Source organism: Streptomyces sp. WMMC500 (assembly GCF_027497195.1).
Classification (GTDB): Bacteria; Actinomycetota; Actinomycetes; order Streptomycetales; family Streptomycetaceae; genus Streptomyces.
The window spans coordinates 3,496,350-3,514,064 of the sequence record NZ_CP114905.1 but is presented as its reverse complement, the minus strand read 5'-3'; the positions used below and the strand labels follow the sequence as shown (position 1 = coordinate 3,514,064).

The window sequence follows — 17,715 nt, the reverse complement described above, 5'->3', positions numbered from 1 at the left end:
GCCCGGCGGACAGGGGTGTCCGTGCGATAAGACACAATGGAGGTCCTGCCGGGGTGAATCGCTGAGGGGATCGATGGGGCGCGAAGCGGACGGCGCGACGGGTCGGCTGGTGGCCGGCCGCTACCGGCTCGGGGAGGTGCTCGGCCGCGGTGGCATGGGCACCGTCTGGCGTGCCACGGACGAGGTACTGGGCCGCGCGGTGGCGGTCAAGGAGCTGCGCCTGCCCACCAGCGTGGACGAGGACGAGAAGCGCCGCCTCATCACGCGAACGCTCCGCGAGGCCAAGGCGATCGCCCGGATCAGGAACACCGGCGCGGTCACGGTCTACGACGTCGTGGACGAGGACGACCGCCCGTGGATCGTCATGGAGCTCATCGAGGGCCGCTCGCTCTCCGACGTCACCCGCGACGACGGCCCGCTGACCCCGCGGCGCGCCGCCGAGGTCGGCCTCGCCGTGCTCGACGTGCTGCGCTCGGCCCACCGCGAGGGCATCCTGCACCGCGACGTGAAGCCGTCGAACGTGCTCATCTCCGACGACGGCCGCGTCGTGCTCACCGACTTCGGCATCGCGCAGGTCGAGGGCGACCCGTCCATCACGACGACGGGCATGCTCGTCGGCGCCCCGTCGTACATCTCGCCGGAGCGCGCCCGCGGCCAGAAGCCGGGGCCCGCGTCCGACCTGTGGTCGCTCGGCGGGCTGCTGTACGCGGCGGTCGAGGGACATCCCCCGTACGACCTGGGGTCGGCCATCGCCACCCTGACCGCGGTGATGACCAAGCCCGTCGACCCGCCCAAGAACGCCGGTCCGCTGGAGGACTGCATCTACGGGCTGCTGCGCAAGGACCCCGCCGAGCGGCTCGACGACGCGGGCGCGCGGGCGTTGCTGCGCGCGGTCGTCGACGCGCCGGAGGACGTGCCCGGCGAGCCCTCGGCGGCGACGGCGCCGACGACGATGGTGCCGCTGCCGGTGGTGCCGGACCCGGCCGCGTCCGGGGCGGCGCGGCGGAAGAAGGCGGCGCGGAAGCGGGCGGAGCGCGGGGACGGTGCGCGGCCGGACGCGGGGCGGCCGGACGCCGGGCGGACGGACGCGGAGCCGCGCGACCGCAAGGGCAGGGCGGGCGGGGCCGGCGCGGGTGCCGTGGGCGCCGCGGCGGCTGCCGGGTCCGGTTCCGCCGCCGCGGCGGCGGAGGCGGCGGCTCCGGCCGACGCGCCGGCCCCGCCGCGGACGCCGCCTCCTTCGACGCCTCCCACGCCGCCGCGCCCCGAGTCCCGGCCCCGTACGCACGGTCTGCCGGAGTTGCCGCCGCGGCAGTCCGGCCCGGGCGCTGCCGGAACGGCGGGCGCGGGGGCGGCCGGTGAGGGGTCCGCCGGGGCCGGTGCCGGGTCCGGTGAGCGCGCGGCGGGGACCGGTGCGTACGCCGACGAGAGCCCCGCCGCCCGTACGACGGCCGCCGGTGCCGCACCACCGCCGCCGGGCGGCGCGACGGCGGCCCGCGCGCGGGCCGGTGCCGGTTCGCTCGCGGCGCGGGTGGCGGCGATGCCCCGGCGCACGTTGGCGATCATCGCCGCGGTGGTGGCGCTGGCGGTCCTCGGCACGGTGCTCGCCGTGGCGTGGGGCGGCGGCGACTCCGACTCCGGCTCGTCCGGCAACGACGGCGGGCAGAGCGCCGGCGCGGGCGCGCAGGACGGCAAGAAGGGGCAACAGGACGGGGACAAGGGCGGCTCCGGCAAGGACGGCGCGCAGGGAAACGAACAGCAGCAGGACGACGGGGACGCGGCCGCGGGCGACGAGGACGACGCCGGCTCCGGCTCGGGGTCCGGTGAGGGCAAGGGCGACGGTGGCGACGACTCCGGGCAGAACTCCAGCGACGTACCGGAGGGCCACGCGACGCTCACCGAGCCGGAGTTCCAGTTCTCCGTGACCCTCCCGGACGGCTGGAAGCGCACCGCCACCTCACCGGGCGGCGGCGGGGCGATCTTCAGCGGGGCGTCCGGTTTCCCGCGCGTACAGATCGACTTCACGTCCCAGCCCAACAACACCCCGGGTGGCGCGCTGGCGAACTGGCGCGACATAGAGGGCGCCGTGAGCTCGTCCAGCTCCGGCTACCGCCTCATCTCGATGAAGGAGGTCGAGTGGCGCGGCTATCCCACCGTCGCGGACTGGCAGTTCAGCCGCATACAGGACGGCCAGCGGATCAGGGTCCTGGACCGCGGTTTCGCCGTGGACGACACCCACGGCTACGCGATAATGATCAGTTGCCCGGAGAGCGGGTGGGACGGCGAGGAGTGCCGCGCGCTGCGCGAGACGGCGTTCGAATCCTTCAAGCCGCTCGACTAACCCGCGCGAGCGGGGCACAGACACCCCGTCGAGCACGTATCGTGATGTCTCGCGGACCGTACGCATTCGGCCAGGCTGAATACCGACCGCATTTGGCCCGGTCTCAGGCTCACTGCGCGGTTGTGGGGAGGCGTTCGTGGACGACTACGCGGGCCGAGTGCTCGCCGACCGTTACCGGCTACCGGCTGCCGTCGACGCGGAACCCATCCACACCCGCGCCTTCGACACGTACAGCGGGCAGGACGTCCTCATCGGCCAGGTGCCGCTGCCGGAGATCGTCGAGGCCGAGCTGATCGAGGACGGCGGCGGCGCCGACCCCTCCGGGTACGGTGGCGGGCCGGGCCGGAGCGCGGCCGGCGCGGTGGTGCAGCGCGCGATGGACGCCGCCCGCGCGGCGGCGGCCATCCCCGACCACCCCCGGCTGGCCCAGGTCTTCGACGTGTTCGAGGAGGGCGGCAGTCTCTGGATCGTCAGCGAGCTGGTGCCCGCGCGGACGCTCGAAGGGCTGCTGGAGGAGCGGCCGTTGAGCCCCTACCGCGGGGCGGAGGTCGCCGCGGACATCCTCACGGCGCTCCGCGCGCTGCACGCGCACGGCTGGACGCACCGGAACATCACGACCCGCACGGTGCTCGTCTGCGACGACGGCCGGGTGGTCCTGACGGGCCTGGCGTCGGGCGCGGCGGAAGAGGCGCTGTGCGGCTACGACCCGCTGCCGCCGCCGCCCGGCCGCGGCGAACCGCCGCGCCCCTCGGGCAGCCCGGGCCCCCGCCCCGGCGTGACGCCGGCGGGGCCGGGGCCCGAGCCGGGGCCGGGGCCGGGTGACGGGCCGGGGCTGCCGCAACTCCCGGATCCGGCAACGGGGTTCCTGCCGGCGCAGGGCGCTCCGCGGGACGCGGTCGGCCGGCCGGACAGCGGAGTCTTACCGCCGGGGTGGAACGCCGGCCCGGGCCCGTACGGCGGCTCCGGTGACGGCGCGGACGCGCGGGGCGGTGCGGGTCCGTACGGCACGCCGCCGTACGACGAGGACGACGAAGTGTGGCGCTCGGCTCCGTACGGGGCGGGGGGCGGCGGCCCGGCGGGTGCGCCGGACGCCGCGGACGCGGCGGAGGACGAGCGGCGGGGCGGCGGTGCGCCGCAGGGGGCAGGACCGGGCTGGGGCGACGCGGGTGCCGGTCCCGGAACCGGACGGGGACGCGGACCCGACCCCGGCCGCGGCCCCGGACATCAGGATGACGCTTCGGAAGGCTGGCCGTTCGGCGCGTGGCAGCGGGGCGGTCCGCAGGGCGGGCAGCCCGGAGGCCGGGGGCAGGGCGGTCCGGTTCACGGGGCGGCCGGGGGCGCCGCCGGCGGTCCTCGCGGTCAGGCGCCCGGGGCGCCGGGTGGCGGGCAGGCCCCACAGCCGTACGGTCACGGGCCGCAGGCCGGTCACTCCGGCGGCGGGCCCGGTGGGCAGCCCGGAGCCGGAAGCCCGGGCGGACCCCCCGGTGGTGCGGGGCGCGGGGGTCCGGGATACCGCCATCCGGCGGTGCCGGATGGCGGGAGTGGGCCCGCGGGGCAGCAGCCCCGCGGCGCCGATCCGTCCTGGCCCGGCGGGCAGGCGCGCGCTGGATCCGCCCCCGCCGGTGGCGGGGGACGGCAGCCCGGAGACGCGGTGCCCGCGGCGCGGGCCGGGGTGATGGCGGCGTACCAGGCAGGGACGCGGGCCGCCGAGGCGCGGCTCGCCGCGGGCGGCGGTGGCGCACCCGCGCCCGGGGCGCCGGGGCCCGGGCGCCCGATGGTGCCGGGGCAGTCGGCGCGTACGCCCGAGGCCGGGCGGCCCCCGACGGCGGGCGGTGCGGTACCGGCCGCCGGGGCGGCGGGGCCGAGGTACAGCGACCGCATCCACATCGGCGGCGACCGCGCGGGCCGAGGCGGCCCGGACCCGGCACCGCGGGCGGCCGGTTCGCCCGACGCCGGTGCCCCGTGGGACGACCTGCCGAACGACGCGGGCGAGGACGGCTACGACGAGTACGGCACCGCGGACCCGTACGGCACGCAGACGGCCGCCCCCGGCGGCCCGTACCGGGGCCCGGGCCAGGCTCCCGGCGGCCCGGCGCAGCACGCGGGCGGCCCGGTCCGGCCGGGCGCGCCCGGACCCGGCGGCGGCCCCGCGGCCGGCGGGCCCGGCTCGTACGGTGCGGGCGTGCCCGGTGGCCCGCCGCCGCACGGCGGCGCAGGTGCGCCGGGCGGTCCGGGCGGTCCGGGCGGTCCAGCCGGTGGACCGGCAGGTGGCGGACCCGGCTCGTACCGGGGGCCGGGCGCGGCCCCCGGCGGCGCGGGCGCACCAGGTGGTCCTAGCGGTTCTGGCCGACCCGGCGGTGTGGCGCATGGCGCACCGGGCGGTCCGGGCGGTGGACCGGCAGGTGGCGGGCCCGGCTCGTACCGGGGCCCGGGCCAGGCTCACGGCGGCCCGGCGCAGCACGGCGGTGCGCCCGGCGGTCCGGGCGGTGCGTCCGGAGCCGGTTCCTACGACCCCGCCGGTGCCCGCTACGGCGGTCCCGGCGGGCCCAACCCGGGCCCCGGGCCCGGCGGTTCCGGCGCGGGACCGGCCGGTCCCCACGCCTCCGACCGCTCCCGCCCGCCCGGTGCCCCCGGGTCGTACGGCGCTGCAGGCGGCTCCGCCCACGGGCCCCGGGGAGCCGGGGCGTATCCCGGTGCGGGGCAGCAAGGCGGTCGCGGCCCGGGGGCCTACGGCGGTCGCGGCTCGCGGCCCCCCGAGTTCGCCGAGCCCGAACCCGAGTCCAGGGCCCCGTCCCTGTCCGACTCCCTGCCCGGCGGCGCCTCCTACGGCGGCAGCCTGCCCGGGGTGCGGCCCGGTGCCTCCATCGCCGTGCCCGTCGGGGCAGAGCCCGTGCCCGTGCCGCGCGAGGAGTCTCCCGCGCCCGATCCCGGCGGGGCCGGGCGGTATCCAGGCCCCAGCACCAGGCTCGCCGCCGAGCGGGCCCGGCAGACGCGGATGCAGGTCGTCGGCGCCGTCACCGAGCGCTGGGCGCCCGAGCAGGCCGGGCCCGTCCACGAGCACTGGCAGCTCGCGCCCCCCGTCGGCCCCGCCGCCGACCTGTGGGCGCTCGGGGCGCTGCTCTTCCGCGCCGTCCAGGGGCACTCCGCGTACCCCGAAGAGGACGTCGCCGAGCTGGTGCAGCTCGTCTGCTCGGAGCCCGCCGCGCTCGCCGAGGAGTGCGGGGCGCTGCGTCCCGTCGTGGAGTCGCTGCTGCGTCAGGACCCCACGGAGCGGCCGGACTTCGAGGAGCTGCGCGGCTGGCTGCGGTCCCTGATCCGGACCGCGCCCGAGCCCGGCATCGGCAGCCGTACGGTCACCGTGCCGCAGCAGGGCGGCCGCCGCGGGGGCGATCCGCGGCGGCTGCCGATACTGCGGCGGCGCGGCGAGCTGATGCGCCGGCGGCGCACCGAGAAGTCGCCGGTGCCCGTGCGCGCGCGGCACCGACGCCGTGCGCGCCGCGGCCCGCGAGGGCCCCGCAGCCTGGGCCGTACGCTCATCGCGCTGATCTTCGTCGCCATGGCCGGCGCCATCGCGTACGCGGCGATGTTCATGCCGCAGGCCGACGAGGCCAGCCGCGACCAGCGCAGCGTCGTCGGCGACGGGCCGGGGGAGTCCGCGGCACCGCCCCCTGACTCCGGGGATCCGAACGAGCCCGAGGAACGCCGGCAGCCGCAGGAGTCCGAGGACGCCCCCGACCGGCCGACGGACGGCGAGCAGGGCGGCGGTGCCGGTTCCGAACTGCCGGACGGCTTCGTGCTCCGCGAGGACCCGGCGGGCTTCGAGGTCGCCGTGCGCGAGGACTGGCAGCGCGTCGGCGGGAGCGACGGCGGCCAGGTCCGCTACGTCGGCGGGGACTACGAACTCGTCGTCGTCCCCGGCCGCGACGGCGTCGGCGAGTTCGGCAGCGACCCGATGGCATACCAGCAGCAGAGCGAGCCGGAGCTGGACGAGTACCGCGACTCCGCCTGGGCCGAGGCCGACGGGCTGCGGCGGATCGAGGTCGGGCAGCGGGTGATGGCGGAGGGCGAGTTCGACTGGACGGACGGCAGCGGGCGGCAGGTGCACGCGCGCAACCTGGCGATGATCTGGGACGACAGTTACCACGTGCTGCTGCTGATCGGGCCGGACGACAAGGGCGCGGAGGTGGAGCGGTTCCACCGGATCGCGGCGGAGAGCTACCGGCCGACGGGGTGAACGGCCCGGGGCCGGCGTCCGCAGCGACGCGGGCCCCGGCCCCCCTCGTTCGGCAGGCGTCGCCACACGACTCTCGCAGTCGAACCCGGGCGTCCCCTTCCCGTCACGTCCTCGGTTACCCTCCGCCCATGTCCGTCCCGGTCACCGCCCTCGCCCGCCGTATCGGTGCCGGCGACGCGGTGCCGGCGGCGGATGCCGTACGGGTGCGGGGGGCGCGCCGGTGACGGGCCCCGGCGTCCTCCTCGCGCGGGCGCGGGCGCAGTGTGTCGCCGGGGGCGTGCGGTGCGCCGGCGCCGAGGAGATGGTGGAGCGCGTCTTCGCCGTGCAGGCGCAGGACATCGAGGCCGCGGCGCTCGGGCTGCGGGCGCGTACGCACGGACTCACCCGCACCGCCGTGCGTGCGGCGCTGGAGGAGCGGCGGACGCTGTTCCGCGGCTGGTTCATGCGCGGCACCCTGCACCTCGTGCCCGCGGCCGACGTGCACTGGCTCCTCGGCCTCTACGGCCCCCGCCTCGTCTCCCGCGCCGCCCGGCGCTACCGCGACCTCGGCCTGGACGAGGGCCTGTGCGAGCGCGCGGAGCGCGCCGTGGTGGACGCGGTCGCCGCGCACGGGCCGCTGACCCGCGCCGAGTTGGCCGCGCGCCTGGCGCGCCTCGGCGTCGAGCCGGACGGGCAGGCGCCGATCCACGTCATCCGCAGGACGGCGCTCGCCGGGCTGGTCTGCCACGGGCCGCTGCGCGCGGGGGAGCCGACGTACGTCGCGCTGCGCGACTGGCTGCCGCCCCCGACCGGGCCGCAGCCGGCCGGCGACGACGCGGTGCGCGAGCTGGTACGCCGCTACCTCCGCGGCCACGGACCCGCCGGGCCCGACGACTTCGCCGCCTGGTCCGGCCTCCCGGCGGGCGCGGCCCGCCGGGTGTGGCCGGAGGGGCCCGCGGGGGCAGCGCCGGGCGTCCCTTCCGGCGCCGGCGGTTCGTACCCCACCCCCGACGTCCGGCTGCTGCCCGCGTACGACGACTACTGGCTCGGCTGGCGCGACCGCGACGCCGCCATCCCCCGGGACGTCGTCCGGGCCGTCCGCCCCGGCGGCGGCCAGATTCGCGCCGCTGTTACGGTAAATGGCCGCGCGGCCGGCACATGGACCCGCCAGCGGACGGGAAACGCGCAGGTCCGCATGTTCGCCGAGGGCTCCGACCGGGTCGAGGCGGATGTCACGGCGGAGGCCGCCGATGTCGCACGTTTTCTACAGAGCTGACATCCGGGGTGAGCGACCGCGCGGCGGTGCGCTATTGATGGTGCCATGACGGACGAGGGGGACAAGGTGGGGGACGAGCCCACGAGCTACGGCCTGCGGCCACCGCAGCAGAACGCCGAAGGCGCCGGGCCGGATGCCGCGGCCACCCAGGTCGTCGCCGATCCCGCGACGGGCCGGCTGATCGGCGGGCGTTACCGCCTCGCCGCCCGGCTCGGCGTCGGCGGCATGGGCACGGTGTGGCGGGCCCACGACGAGGTCGTCGACCGCGACGTCGCCGTGAAGGAGCCCCGGCTGCCCGCCGACCTCGACGAGCGGACGCGGCAGACGGCGTACGAGCGGATGCAGCGCGAGGCCCGCGCCGCCGCCCGGATCGACCACCCCTCCGTCGTCACCGTGCACGACGTGGTGATGGAGGAGGGCCGGCCCTGGATCGTGATGGAACTCGTCCGCGGGCGCTCCCTCGGCGACCAGCTCACCGAGGGCACCCTCGACCCGCGCGAGGTGGCGCGCATCGGCGGCGCCGTGCTCGGCGCGCTGACCGCCGCGCACGAGGCGGGGATCCTGCACCGCGACGTCAAGCCCGACAACGTGCTGCTCGGCCGGCACGGCCGCGTCGTGCTCACCGACTTCGGCATCGCGCAGATCGAGGGGGAGCAGGGGCTGACGGAGACCGGCGCGTTCGTCGGGTCACCGGAGTACATCGCGCCGGAGCGGGTGCTCGGCCAGCGGCCCGGGCCGGAGTCGGACCTGTGGTCGCTGGGCGTGGTGATGTACGCGGCGGTCGAGGGCATGTCCCCGTACCGCAGGCAGACCGCGCCGGCGACGCTGCAGGCCGTGCTCTCCGCCGAGCCGGCGGCGCCGGCTCGCGGGTCCGGGGCGCTGGGCACGGTCGTGATGCAGTTGCTGCGCAAGGACCCGGCGGCGCGGCCGGCGCCGGACGAGGTGCGCCGGCAGTTGGAGGCGGTGGCCAGGCCGGTGCCCGCGCAGACGATGATCGCCCCGGTGGCGGGCGGCGGTGCGGGCGGCGGGCGCGGCGGCAGGCTCGGGGCGGCGCTGCCGAAGGGGCGCGGCGGGCGGCTGGCCGTGCTGGGCGGGGCGGTTGCCGTGGCGGCGGCGCTGGTGCTGGCGCTGGTGAACCCGTTCGGCGGCGACGACGCGCCGGCGGGCTGGAAGACGTACGAAGAGACGGAACAGCTCAAGGCGTCGCTGGCGGTGCCGGAGGACTACAAGCGCAGCGTCGACGAGGGCACCGTCTCCTTCAAGGACCCCGGCGGCATGCCCAGCCTGTGGATCACCCGCTCGCCCGACGTGGAGGAGAGCGCGCTGAGCGAGGCCAACGCGTCGCTCAAGTGCGACAGGGGCGACAACCTGGAGTGCACCGAGCTGAGCACCGACGTCGAGGGCACGGTCAAGGAGTACGACTACCGGGGCGAGGACGCCGCCCAGATGGACGAGACCTGGACCCACGACGAGGGCTACGAGACCGAGGCCGAGCTGCGCTCCCTCGAGTTCTTCTACGTCAACGACGACGGCATCGGCTGGCACCTGACCGTGGAGATGCCGGCCGCGGGCGAGGGTAAGCGGGACGGCGAGCGGGTCTTCCGGGAGGTCGTCGACTCGCTGGACATCCAGGACAGGTGACGGGACCGGGGGCGGTCGCGGGCGGTCGTCCCCGGTCGCCGGGTACTCCGCACGTATGAGCCAGCAATCGCTGGCGGAATTCGGTTACCGGCAGGTATCCAAAGGCCCCGCCGGAGTCCTACCCTCGGCCTTATGACGGAGACCGCCGCAGGCAACCCCACCGCTCCCGCTTCCGACGGCGCCCGGACCGCCCGCGCCGTCGCCGCCGAGTTCGTCACGCCCGCGCTCGTCGAGCGCCTGACCCGCGGCGTCACCGGCTCCGGCACCGTCGCCGTCCACTCCCCGCTGACCGGCGAGGCGCTGGCCGACGTGCCGGAGGCGGTGCCCGCGGACGTGCCGGGCGCGTTCGAGCGCGCCCGCGCCGCGCAGCGCGCCTGGGCGGCCAGGCCCGTACGCGAGCGGGCCGCCGTCCTGCTCCGCTTCCACGACCTGCTGCTGCGCGACCAGGACGAGGTCATGGACCTCGTCCAGTTGGAGACGGGCAAGGCGCGGCTGCACGCGTACGAGGAGGTGCAGTCCGTCGCCGTGGCCGCCCGCCACTACGGGCGCCGGGCCCCCGCCTACCTCGGCCCCAAGCGCCACACCGGCGCCCTGCCGACGCTGACCAAGGTCACCGAGCTGCGCCACCCGCGCGGCGTCGTCGGCCAGATCGCGCCCTGGAACTACCCGCTCGAACTCTCCGCCGGCGACGCCCTGCCCGCCTTCGCCGCGGGCAACGCGCTCGTCATGAAGCCCGACTCCCAGACCTCGCTGACCGCCCTGTGGGCGCGCCGCAAGATGGTCGAGGCCGGGCTGCCGGAGGAGGTGTGGCAGGTCGTGATCGGCCCCGGCCCCCTCATCGGCCCCGAGATCGTCCGGCACGCCGACTACGTCTCCTTCACCGGCTCCACCCGCACCGGCCGCGAGGTCGCCCAGGGCGCGGCGGCCCGGCTCGTCGGCGCCTCGCTGGAACTGGGCGGCAAGAACCCCATGCTGGTGCTCGCCGACGCGGACGTGGAGAAGGCGGCGGAGGGCGCGGTGCGCGCGGCGTTCGCGTCGGCGGGCCAGTTGTGCATCTCCGTCGAGCGGCTGTACGTGCACGAGTCGGTCGCCGACGCCTTCCTCGACCGCTTCGTCGCCAGGACCAGGGCCATGCGGCTGGGCAACACCCTGGGCTTCGGCCCCGACATGGGCTCGCTCGTCGGCGAGCGGCAGTTGGAGACGGTCACCCGGCACGTCGAGGAGGCGGTCGGCAAGGGCGCCGAGGTGCTGGCCGGCGGGCGGGCGCGGCCGGACGTGGGCCCGTACTTCTACGAGCCGACGATCCTCGACGGCGTCGAGCCCGGCATGACCGTCTGCGACGAGGAGACGTTCGGGCCCGTCGTCTCCGTCTACCGCTTCCGCGACGAGGACGACGCCGTCGCCCGCGCCAACGCGACGCCGTACGGGCTGAACGCCAGCGTGTGGACGAAGGACGGCCGCCGGGCCCGCCGGATCGCGGCGCGGCTGCAGAGCGGGACGGTGAACGTCAACGAGGCGTACGGGGCCGCGTACGGGAGCGTGCAGGCGCCGATGGGCGGAATGAAGGACTCCGGGCTGGGCCGGAGGCACGGCGCGGAGGGGATCCTCAAGTACACGGAGTCGCAGACGGTGGCGCAGCAGCGGGTGATGCCGCTGGCGCCGTTCGCGCTGGGGCCGTTGCGGTACGACGACAAGGGGTACGTCGTGTTCATGAACCGGGGCCTGCGGGCGCTGAAGGCCCTGCGGTTCCGCTGAGGCGGAGGGCTGGGGCGGAGGAAGCGGAGGGAGGGGACGGCCGGCCCGGGCGTCCCCGGAGCCGGCCGCATCTCTGTCGGGACCGGACCGCTGTCCCCTGCGTCCGGCCACCGCGTCCGGTTCAACGAACCGGACGCGGTGACGGTCACGGCGTCCTGACGCCGACCGGGTGACCGGGTGACCGGTGGGAGGGTGACTTTGTCCCCGACCGCCCTTTCTGCTGAAACCATTCTGTGCCGGATGGACCGGACGTCGCTTCAGATATCGGATCGTCACCGTAGGAGTCTGGAGCCGGAGGGTCCGAATGGCCTTGAATGCAGTGTCATGCAGTTCCTCCGGCCCCTGGTGACGTTCCCGCGCGTGGTGCGCCACTACTCCTGGGTCGGCGCCGACCTGCCCCTGGACGAGGACGTCCTGCTGGACGCCCCCGGCCACCGCGTGCGCGCCGTCCTCTCGGCCGCCGGCGCGGGCGACTTCCGCCCGGCCGCCGAACTTCTCGCCGCCGCCGGGTGCGCGGCCGAGTGGGAGCGACGGGACACCTACATCGCGGAGTTGGCGACCGCCGCCCTCGACGACGACGGTTGGCTGCGGCGGTGGCGGGAGGCTTACCCGGCGTGCGGGGAGGCAGCGCTGATCGAGGCGGAGCGGCTGCTGCGGGCGTGGCGGGTGGAGGCGTACGGGCCCCGGCGGCGGCGGTTCGAGGGGTGGGGCGTACGGCGGCGGGGCGGGGGACCGGCGCAGGGCCCGGCGGCGGGCCCCGGCTCGCCCGACGGGGCCGGCGCGGGTGCCGGACCTGACGGCGGTGCCGTACCGGACAGCGGGGCGGACAGCAGTGCTTGCGGCGGGCCGGACGGCGGAGCCGGCGGTGGACCGGGCGGGGCGTGGGCCGAGGTGGCCGACCCGGAGTCCTGGCCCGGGTACGGGGCGCCGGGGGCGGGGCCCGGGTCCGCGGGGCCGGCCGGGTCCGTACCGGAGGACCCGGCGGCTGCCGGCGGCGATCCCCGTAACGGAGCGGCGGGTGGCGGCGGGCGGCGGGCCCGGGGCCCGTTCGGCGCCGGCGGGCTCCCCGCCAACGACCCCCGGGTGGTGCTGCGCGACGTGCTGCCCCTCGTCCGGCTGGCCGTGGCGAAGGTGCCCGGCGACCCCGCGCCGTGGCGCATCGCCCTCGACCACGCCACCGCCGTACGGGCACCGCGCGAGGCGTTCGTCTCCCGGTTCGCCGAAGCGGTCAGCCGCGCGCCCGGCCACTACGGCGCGCACGTCGCCGCGCTGCGTTACCTCGCGATCGTCGGCGAGGCCCACGTCGAGGAACTGATGGTCTTCGCGGAGGAGTCGGCCGAGGAGGCGCTGCCGGGCTCGCTGCTGCACGCGCTGCCGCTGGAGGCCGCGGTGCTGGGCGCGTGCCGGGCACGCATCGGCCTGTCCGGCGGGCCGGACGCAGGCGACGCGCCCGGCTCGTCCACCACCTGGGCCGTCGAACGCGCGCTGGAGCTGTCCGCGCACTACGAGCCCGGCGACCCCGAGGCCGCGGGCTTCCGCAACAGCCTCGCCGCCGCCCTCGTCCGCGCCCGGCGCTGGGACGAGGCGCTGGAGGTGTTCCGCGCCGTCGGCTCGGACGCCCGCACCGTGCCCTGGGTGCAGCCCGGCGACGACGCCGAGGCCGTCCGCCGCCGCTTCCTCCTCGCCCGCCAGGAGGTACGGGCCCAACTCGCCCGGCGGGTCCCGCTGTTCGGCCCCCGGCCGGACGGCACGCCGGTCCACGGCGCGACCGCCGGGCCGGCGCCGGCCCCGTACGCCGGGGTGGTCGTCTGCACGGCGCCGCAGGCGGCGGTCGCGAAGGCGGCGCACTCGGCCGGCCTGCGGCTGCGCCTGACCGCCGCGGGCGGGGCCCGCACCGGCGTCCACCTCCGCGCGCCGCAGCGCGCGGAGGCGCGGCGGACGCCGGTGCGGGCGCCGCGCCAGTTGGCGGGGCGTGTGCCCGCCCGGTGGCCGCGGGGCCGCACGGCGTCGGGTGAACCGCCGTCCCCCGACACGCTGCTCGCCGCGGCGGCGGCGATGACGCGGGGCGAGGGCTGGCCGGCGGTGGCGCTGTACGCGGCGGACGGCGCGGCGGGGATCGCCGTCTACCGGGGCGGGGAGCGGACGGCGGAGTTCACGTGGCGGGTGTCCGGCGCCGCGTCGGTGACGGCCACGGTGCGGGGCGTGGCGCAGAGCGCGCCGCCGGGGGGCGGCGGTATCGCGCCGGGCGGCCAGGAGCGGGCACCGCGGGGCGGCACGGGACGGGTGGCGCGGTTCGCGGAGGTACGGGACGCGGCGGAGGTGATCGCCGCGGCGCTGGCGGTCGCGGACGCCCGACCGCTGACCGGCGTCCTGCGCACGGCGGGCACGCGCCGCTCCCACAGCACGCTGGCGGAGGCACTGCAGGCCCTGGATCTGGCCGAGCTGGCCCTCGTCTTCGACCCCGCCGCCGACCCCCCGAGCCGCCCTACGACCCCCCGGGGCGGGCCCTGACCCCGTGCCCTGATCCCGTGCCCTGAGGTACGTCACCCCAGCAGCCGCCGCTCGTTCGCCGCCGCCACCGCGCCCGCCCGGGAGTCCACGCCGGTGCCGACCCCGCCATCGCCGACAAGGACGTGTGACCCCGCTCCAGCACGCCCGTGACCGCGGCTTCACGGAGATCGCCGACCTGCTCGAACGCGGCTGAGCGATGACTTTTCCCGCTGACCCGAGTCGATGTCTGATGGCTCGGTAATCAGTACAGAAAGGACATCTCATGGGATACCCGGTGGTGCACTTCGAGGTGATCGGACGTGACCCGGCGAGGCTCCGGACCTACTACGCCGAACTCTTCGGCTGGGACTTCGCCGTCGGCGACGCGGCCACCGAGGCCGTCTCCGCACCCGGTGCGTACGGCTTCGTGGACGGAAGCACGACGGACGGAGGGATCAACGGCGGCGTCGGCGGTGGCGAGGGCTACGAAGGGCACGTCCTGTTCTACGTGGGGGTCCCGGACGTGGAAGCCGCGCTCCGGAAGGCCGAGAGCCTCGGCGGCACGCGCCAGATGGGCCCCGAGGGCACTCCCGGCACCCTCGTGGTCGGCCGGTTCACCGACCCGGAGGGGCACCTGATCGGGGTGGCCGGTACGAAGTAGAACCGGCGGGACCCGGATCGGACCAGGAGGCAGGTGCCTACCCCAGCCGTGTCACCGGTCCCCCCGTGTTCAGTGGCCGTCCCTCACCGTGAGTCCGACGGCGACGGCCTCCAGCAGCCGGGTGAGGCGTGGTTCGAAGTCGAGGGCGACGTGTCCCCACCGGGGGTTCTGGGCGTAGAGCTCGGCGAGGGTCGGTGTCGGGTGGGAGACCTGCCAGAGGTGCGCGGTGAGTCCGAGCGCGGCGGCGGTCAACTCCTGGGCCTGGGTGGTCGTCAGGGTCCGGGAGGAGGCGGTGAGGGCGTCGACGATGCTGTCGTACGCGGCGAAGGAGTGGGTCTTGAAGCGACGGGCCCGCTCGATGTCGACGTCGCCCTCGAGGCTGAGCGGCACGTGGGTGAGCAGGTCGCAGAAGAGGGGCTGGGCGGTGAGGGCCGTGGCCACGGCGGCGGCGGACTCGGCGGGGGTCAGGTCCCGGGCGCCCGCCAGGTGGCCGGTGAGGCGGTCGCGCCACTCGTCCCACCCGCGTTCCGCCAGCTCCAGCAGCAGCTCTTCCTTGCTGGCGAAGTAGCGCCGTACGGCGGACGGGTGCAGGCCGGCGGCCTCGGTCACGGCCGACAGCGTCACGTGCCGTATGCCCCCGCGGGTGGTCGCCAGGGCGCGCGCGGCGTCGAGGAGATCCTCGGAACGGCGGAGCTTGGCCTCCGGGGACCGTGCGCGGCTGTGCATGAGCCCAGATTAACGCATGCTGGATGCGTTAAGGGCGGGCGGGTGGTAGCCTGGGAAATTAACGCAATCTGGTTGCGTAAACTCCCGTCGAGATTCTGGAGACCTTCATGCACGCCGCCGTCGTCACGGATTTCGGCTCACCCGACGTCTTCGAGCCGACCGAACTTCCCGACCCCGTGCCCGGCCCCGGCCAGGTCACCATCGACGTCACCCACGCCGCCGTGGGGCTGATCGACGTCTACCTCAGGCAGGGTCTGTACAAGGGCCAGGCCGGGCTGCCGGAGCCGCCGTACGTGCCCGGCCTGGAAGTGGCCGGCACCGTCCGCGCCCTGGGCGAGGGAGTGGAGGGCCTGAGAGCCGGCGAACCGGTGGTGACGCTGTCGGGCACCGGGGCGGAGGGAGGCTACGCCTCCGTCGCGGTCGCGGACGCCGCGATGACCACGAGCCTCGACGGCCTCGACGGAGCCGGCGTCGACCCCGCGCTCGCGGTCGCGGCCGTACCCAACGCCGCGACCGCCTACCTGGCGCTGACCGAGGTGGCCCACCTCAAGCCGGGCGAACACGTGCTGGTGCACGGCGCGCTGGGCGGCCTGGCGTCGGCCTTTCCGGGCGTGGCCCGCACCCTGGGCGCCGCCGGCGTGACCGGCACGGTGCGCCGCACCTCGCTGGAGCGCGCGCGTGCCTCCGCCCTGCCCTACGACGAGGTTCTCGCCGCCGACGACTTCGCCGAGGCGCTCGGCGACCGCCGCTTCGACGTCGTCGTGGACCCGGTCGGCGGCCAGGTCCGTACGGACAGCCTGAGGGTGATGGCCCCGATGGGACGGATGCTGCTCGTGGGCAACGCCGGCGGCGACTGGGAACACACGGTGCCCACCAACACCCTGTGGGGCGGCAACCTCGCCGTCCTCGGCTACGCGGCCGGCTTCCACCTCCCCCGACACCCGGAACTGGCCCGCCCCGCGGCCCGCGCCGCACTGGAGGCGATCGGGAAGGGCCTGGTGCAGATCGACGTCCAGACGCTCCCGCTGTCCCAGGCGGCGGAGGCGCACCGCCGTATCGAGAGGGGATCGGTCGGCGGAAGGATCGTGCTCACCCCCTGACCACACGCGCGCCCCCACCACCGCTGAAGTGGGCGGCGGCCGAAGGCGCTGCCCGGCGCGGACGCACGCCCTGACCGAATTGACAGGGTTTGCCTACGGGGCGAACCTGAAATCAGACGCGGACCGCCGGCAGTCGTCGCGGGTCACCGAGGCACGATGCTGTCCCGCTCGAACGCCATGGGGCGCGGCATCGACGTACTCGCCGCCGACCTCCCAACCTCCCGACCTCGGGCCGGAGTACGAGACCACGCCACGACCCGGCTGCCCAACCGGAGCACTCCTGAGGGGCCGTGCCTGAACCGGCTCGGCCATCGTGCCGCATCTCCTCCCAGTACGGCCCCGGCCCATCGGTCACGCGAAGGTGCGCAACTGAAAGGACGGCGTCATGCCCGAGAAGTACGTCGACGATGAGGACCTGAAGGCGGCCATCGAGAGGACCGACACCTGCGATGGACCCGGCACCGACAACCTTGACCACCTTCCGGAGAGCGACTTCATCGGCTTCGCCGAGGACGACGCGGAGGCCGACCCTCAAGCGTCCGCCACCATCCCTTATGACCGTCCAGTCGCAGACTTCATCGACGCGCTCAGCGCGACGGGCCACGTCACCCACCAGTCGTACAGGAAGACGTCGGTCACGCTGCACCACAACGCTGCCCGGCTTTCGCACCAGGGTGTGCTCGACCTCTGGAAGGTACGTCCGGCTTCCGCCCATTTCGACGTGGACGCCGCCGGCGCCGTCGCTCAGTACGTCAAGGTGAACGAGTACGCCTGGGCCGTCAGAAACACGGCCGGCAACCAGAGCTCGATCAGCATCGAAATGGCGAACGCAACGCTCGCGCCCCAATGGAAGGTCGGCGAGACCACCTGGAAGAACGCCGCGCGTCTTGCCGGCTGGCTCTTCGCGAAGGTGATCGGTGAACGCCCCAGCAGAAGTAACCTCTTCTACCACCACCACTGGAGCGCGACCGAGTGCGCCGGCCCGTTCATGGACCAGATCTACGACGAGGTCCTCACCGCGGTACAGGCGGCGTACGACCACTTCCAGGATGCACGCCCCGCCTCCCCGGCCGGATACCGAGCCGACATCAGTTGAGCGCCGACGCCGACCAGTCGCGACGAACTCAAGGTCCGCCCCCGTCTATTGGGTGGTTGCCCTCTCGATCGCGTCGAAGATGTCCGCATCTGTATGCTGCTGCCACTCGGGAAGTTCGGGCCAGTCCGCCACGTAACCCGGCTTCGGATCCTCGATGCGGTGATAGATCTGCGCAATCCAGCAGGTGGCGACGAAGCGTCCGCGTTGCTCCCTGCTCAGCCGGCTTGTGCTGCCGCCGGAGAGCGTGACGAACTCCCGTACTTGGTGGCACACGGCTGCAGCGGCCTCCCGCTCCCAGTCCGGGGTCTCCTCCCACGGCGTGACGTACCCGGGCTTCGGCTCCCCGGGGAAGTGCTTCCTGACGCCCGCAATCCACGCCTCGCGAAAGAGACGGCCTTCCTCGACGTCCACGGATCTTC

General features: G+C 75.9%; 11 protein-coding genes. 9 read left to right on the top strand and 2 right to left on the bottom strand.

From position 1 onward, the window contains the following. Nucleotides 1-73: 73 nt before the first annotated feature. The 7 genes from O7599_RS14640 to O7599_RS14610 all read left to right on the top strand — a co-directional run bounded on the left by O7599_RS14640 (nucleotide 74) and on the right by O7599_RS14610 (nucleotide 14,374). Entirely contained in the window at nucleotides 74-2,338 is a 2,265-nt protein-coding gene (locus tag O7599_RS14640; protein WP_281622601.1) for a serine/threonine-protein kinase, read from the top strand. 136 nt (nucleotides 2,339-2,474) lie between these two features. Further along, entirely contained in the window at nucleotides 2,475-6,572 is a 4,098-nt protein-coding gene (locus O7599_RS14635; protein WP_281622600.1) for a protein kinase, read from the top strand. A gap of 220 nt (nucleotides 6,573-6,792) precedes the next feature. Then, entirely contained in the window at nucleotides 6,793-7,827 is a 1,035-nt protein-coding gene (locus O7599_RS14630; protein WP_281622599.1) for a winged helix DNA-binding domain-containing protein, read from the top strand. A gap of 45 nt (nucleotides 7,828-7,872) precedes the next feature. After that, nucleotides 7,873-9,468, top strand: a complete 1,596-nt coding sequence (locus O7599_RS14625; protein WP_281622598.1) for a serine/threonine-protein kinase — start codon at nucleotides 7,873-7,875, stop codon at nucleotides 9,466-9,468. Between the two features lie 132 nt (nucleotides 9,469-9,600). Continuing rightward, entirely contained in the window at nucleotides 9,601-11,223 is a 1,623-nt protein-coding gene (locus O7599_RS14620) for a succinic semialdehyde dehydrogenase (RefSeq protein WP_281622597.1), read from the top strand. A gap of 324 nt (nucleotides 11,224-11,547) precedes the next feature. Then, nucleotides 11,548-13,734 carry a hypothetical protein gene (locus tag O7599_RS14615; protein WP_281622596.1) on the top strand — a complete coding sequence of 729 codons (2,187 nt, stop codon included), beginning with the start codon at nucleotides 11,548-11,550 and terminating at the stop codon, nucleotides 13,732-13,734. 262 nt (nucleotides 13,735-13,996) lie between these two features. After that, nucleotides 13,997-14,374 carry a VOC family protein gene (locus O7599_RS14610; RefSeq protein WP_281622595.1) on the top strand — a complete coding sequence of 126 codons (378 nt, stop codon included), beginning with the start codon at nucleotides 13,997-13,999 and terminating at the stop codon, nucleotides 14,372-14,374. Nucleotides 14,375-14,443: 69 nt separating this feature from the next. On the opposite strand, the gene O7599_RS14605 is transcribed toward O7599_RS14610, so the two are convergent. Further along, nucleotides 14,444-15,100, bottom strand: coding sequence for a TetR family transcriptional regulator (locus O7599_RS14605; protein ID WP_281622594.1), 657 nt, complete (start codon nucleotides 15,098-15,100; stop codon nucleotides 14,444-14,446). 107 nt (nucleotides 15,101-15,207) lie between these two features. Between O7599_RS14605 and O7599_RS14600 the strand changes: the two genes are divergently transcribed. Continuing rightward, on the top strand, nucleotides 15,208-16,200 hold the full coding sequence (locus O7599_RS14600) for a zinc-binding dehydrogenase (protein WP_281622593.1): 993 nt from the start codon (nucleotides 15,208-15,210) through the stop codon (nucleotides 16,198-16,200). Between the two features lie 385 nt (nucleotides 16,201-16,585). Further along, on the top strand, nucleotides 16,586-17,296 hold the full coding sequence (locus O7599_RS14595; RefSeq protein WP_281622592.1) for an N-acetylmuramoyl-L-alanine amidase: 711 nt from the start codon (nucleotides 16,586-16,588) through the stop codon (nucleotides 17,294-17,296). 45 nt (nucleotides 17,297-17,341) lie between these two features. Here the strand turns inward: O7599_RS14595 and O7599_RS14590 are convergent, their stop codons facing one another. Continuing rightward, entirely contained in the window at nucleotides 17,342-17,707 is a 366-nt protein-coding gene (locus tag O7599_RS14590; RefSeq protein WP_281622591.1) for a hypothetical protein, read from the bottom strand. Nucleotides 17,708-17,715: the final 8 nt, after the last annotated feature.

Bases quoted from the DNA above. Each gene is read 5' to 3' on its own strand.
- O7599_RS14640 (WP_281622601.1), top strand. From the start codon at position 74: ATGGGGCGCGAAGCGGACGGCGCGACGGGTCGGCTGGTGGCCGGCCGC.
- O7599_RS14625 (WP_281622598.1), top strand. From the start codon at position 7,873: ATGACGGACGAGGGGGACAAGGTGGGGGACGAGCCCACGAGCTACGGC.
- O7599_RS14620 (WP_281622597.1), top strand. From the start codon at position 9,601: ATGACGGAGACCGCCGCAGGCAACCCCACCGCTCCCGCTTCCGACGGC.
- O7599_RS14615 (WP_281622596.1), top strand. From the start codon at position 11,548: ATGCAGTTCCTCCGGCCCCTGGTGACGTTCCCGCGCGTGGTGCGCCAC.
- O7599_RS14610 (WP_281622595.1), top strand. From the start codon at position 13,997: ATGGGATACCCGGTGGTGCACTTCGAGGTGATCGGACGTGACCCGGCG.
- O7599_RS14605 (WP_281622594.1), bottom strand. From the start codon at position 15,100: ATGCACAGCCGCGCACGGTCCCCGGAGGCCAAGCTCCGCCGTTCCGAG.
- O7599_RS14600 (WP_281622593.1), top strand. From the start codon at position 15,208: ATGCACGCCGCCGTCGTCACGGATTTCGGCTCACCCGACGTCTTCGAG.
- O7599_RS14595 (WP_281622592.1), top strand. From the start codon at position 16,586: ATGCCCGAGAAGTACGTCGACGATGAGGACCTGAAGGCGGCCATCGAG.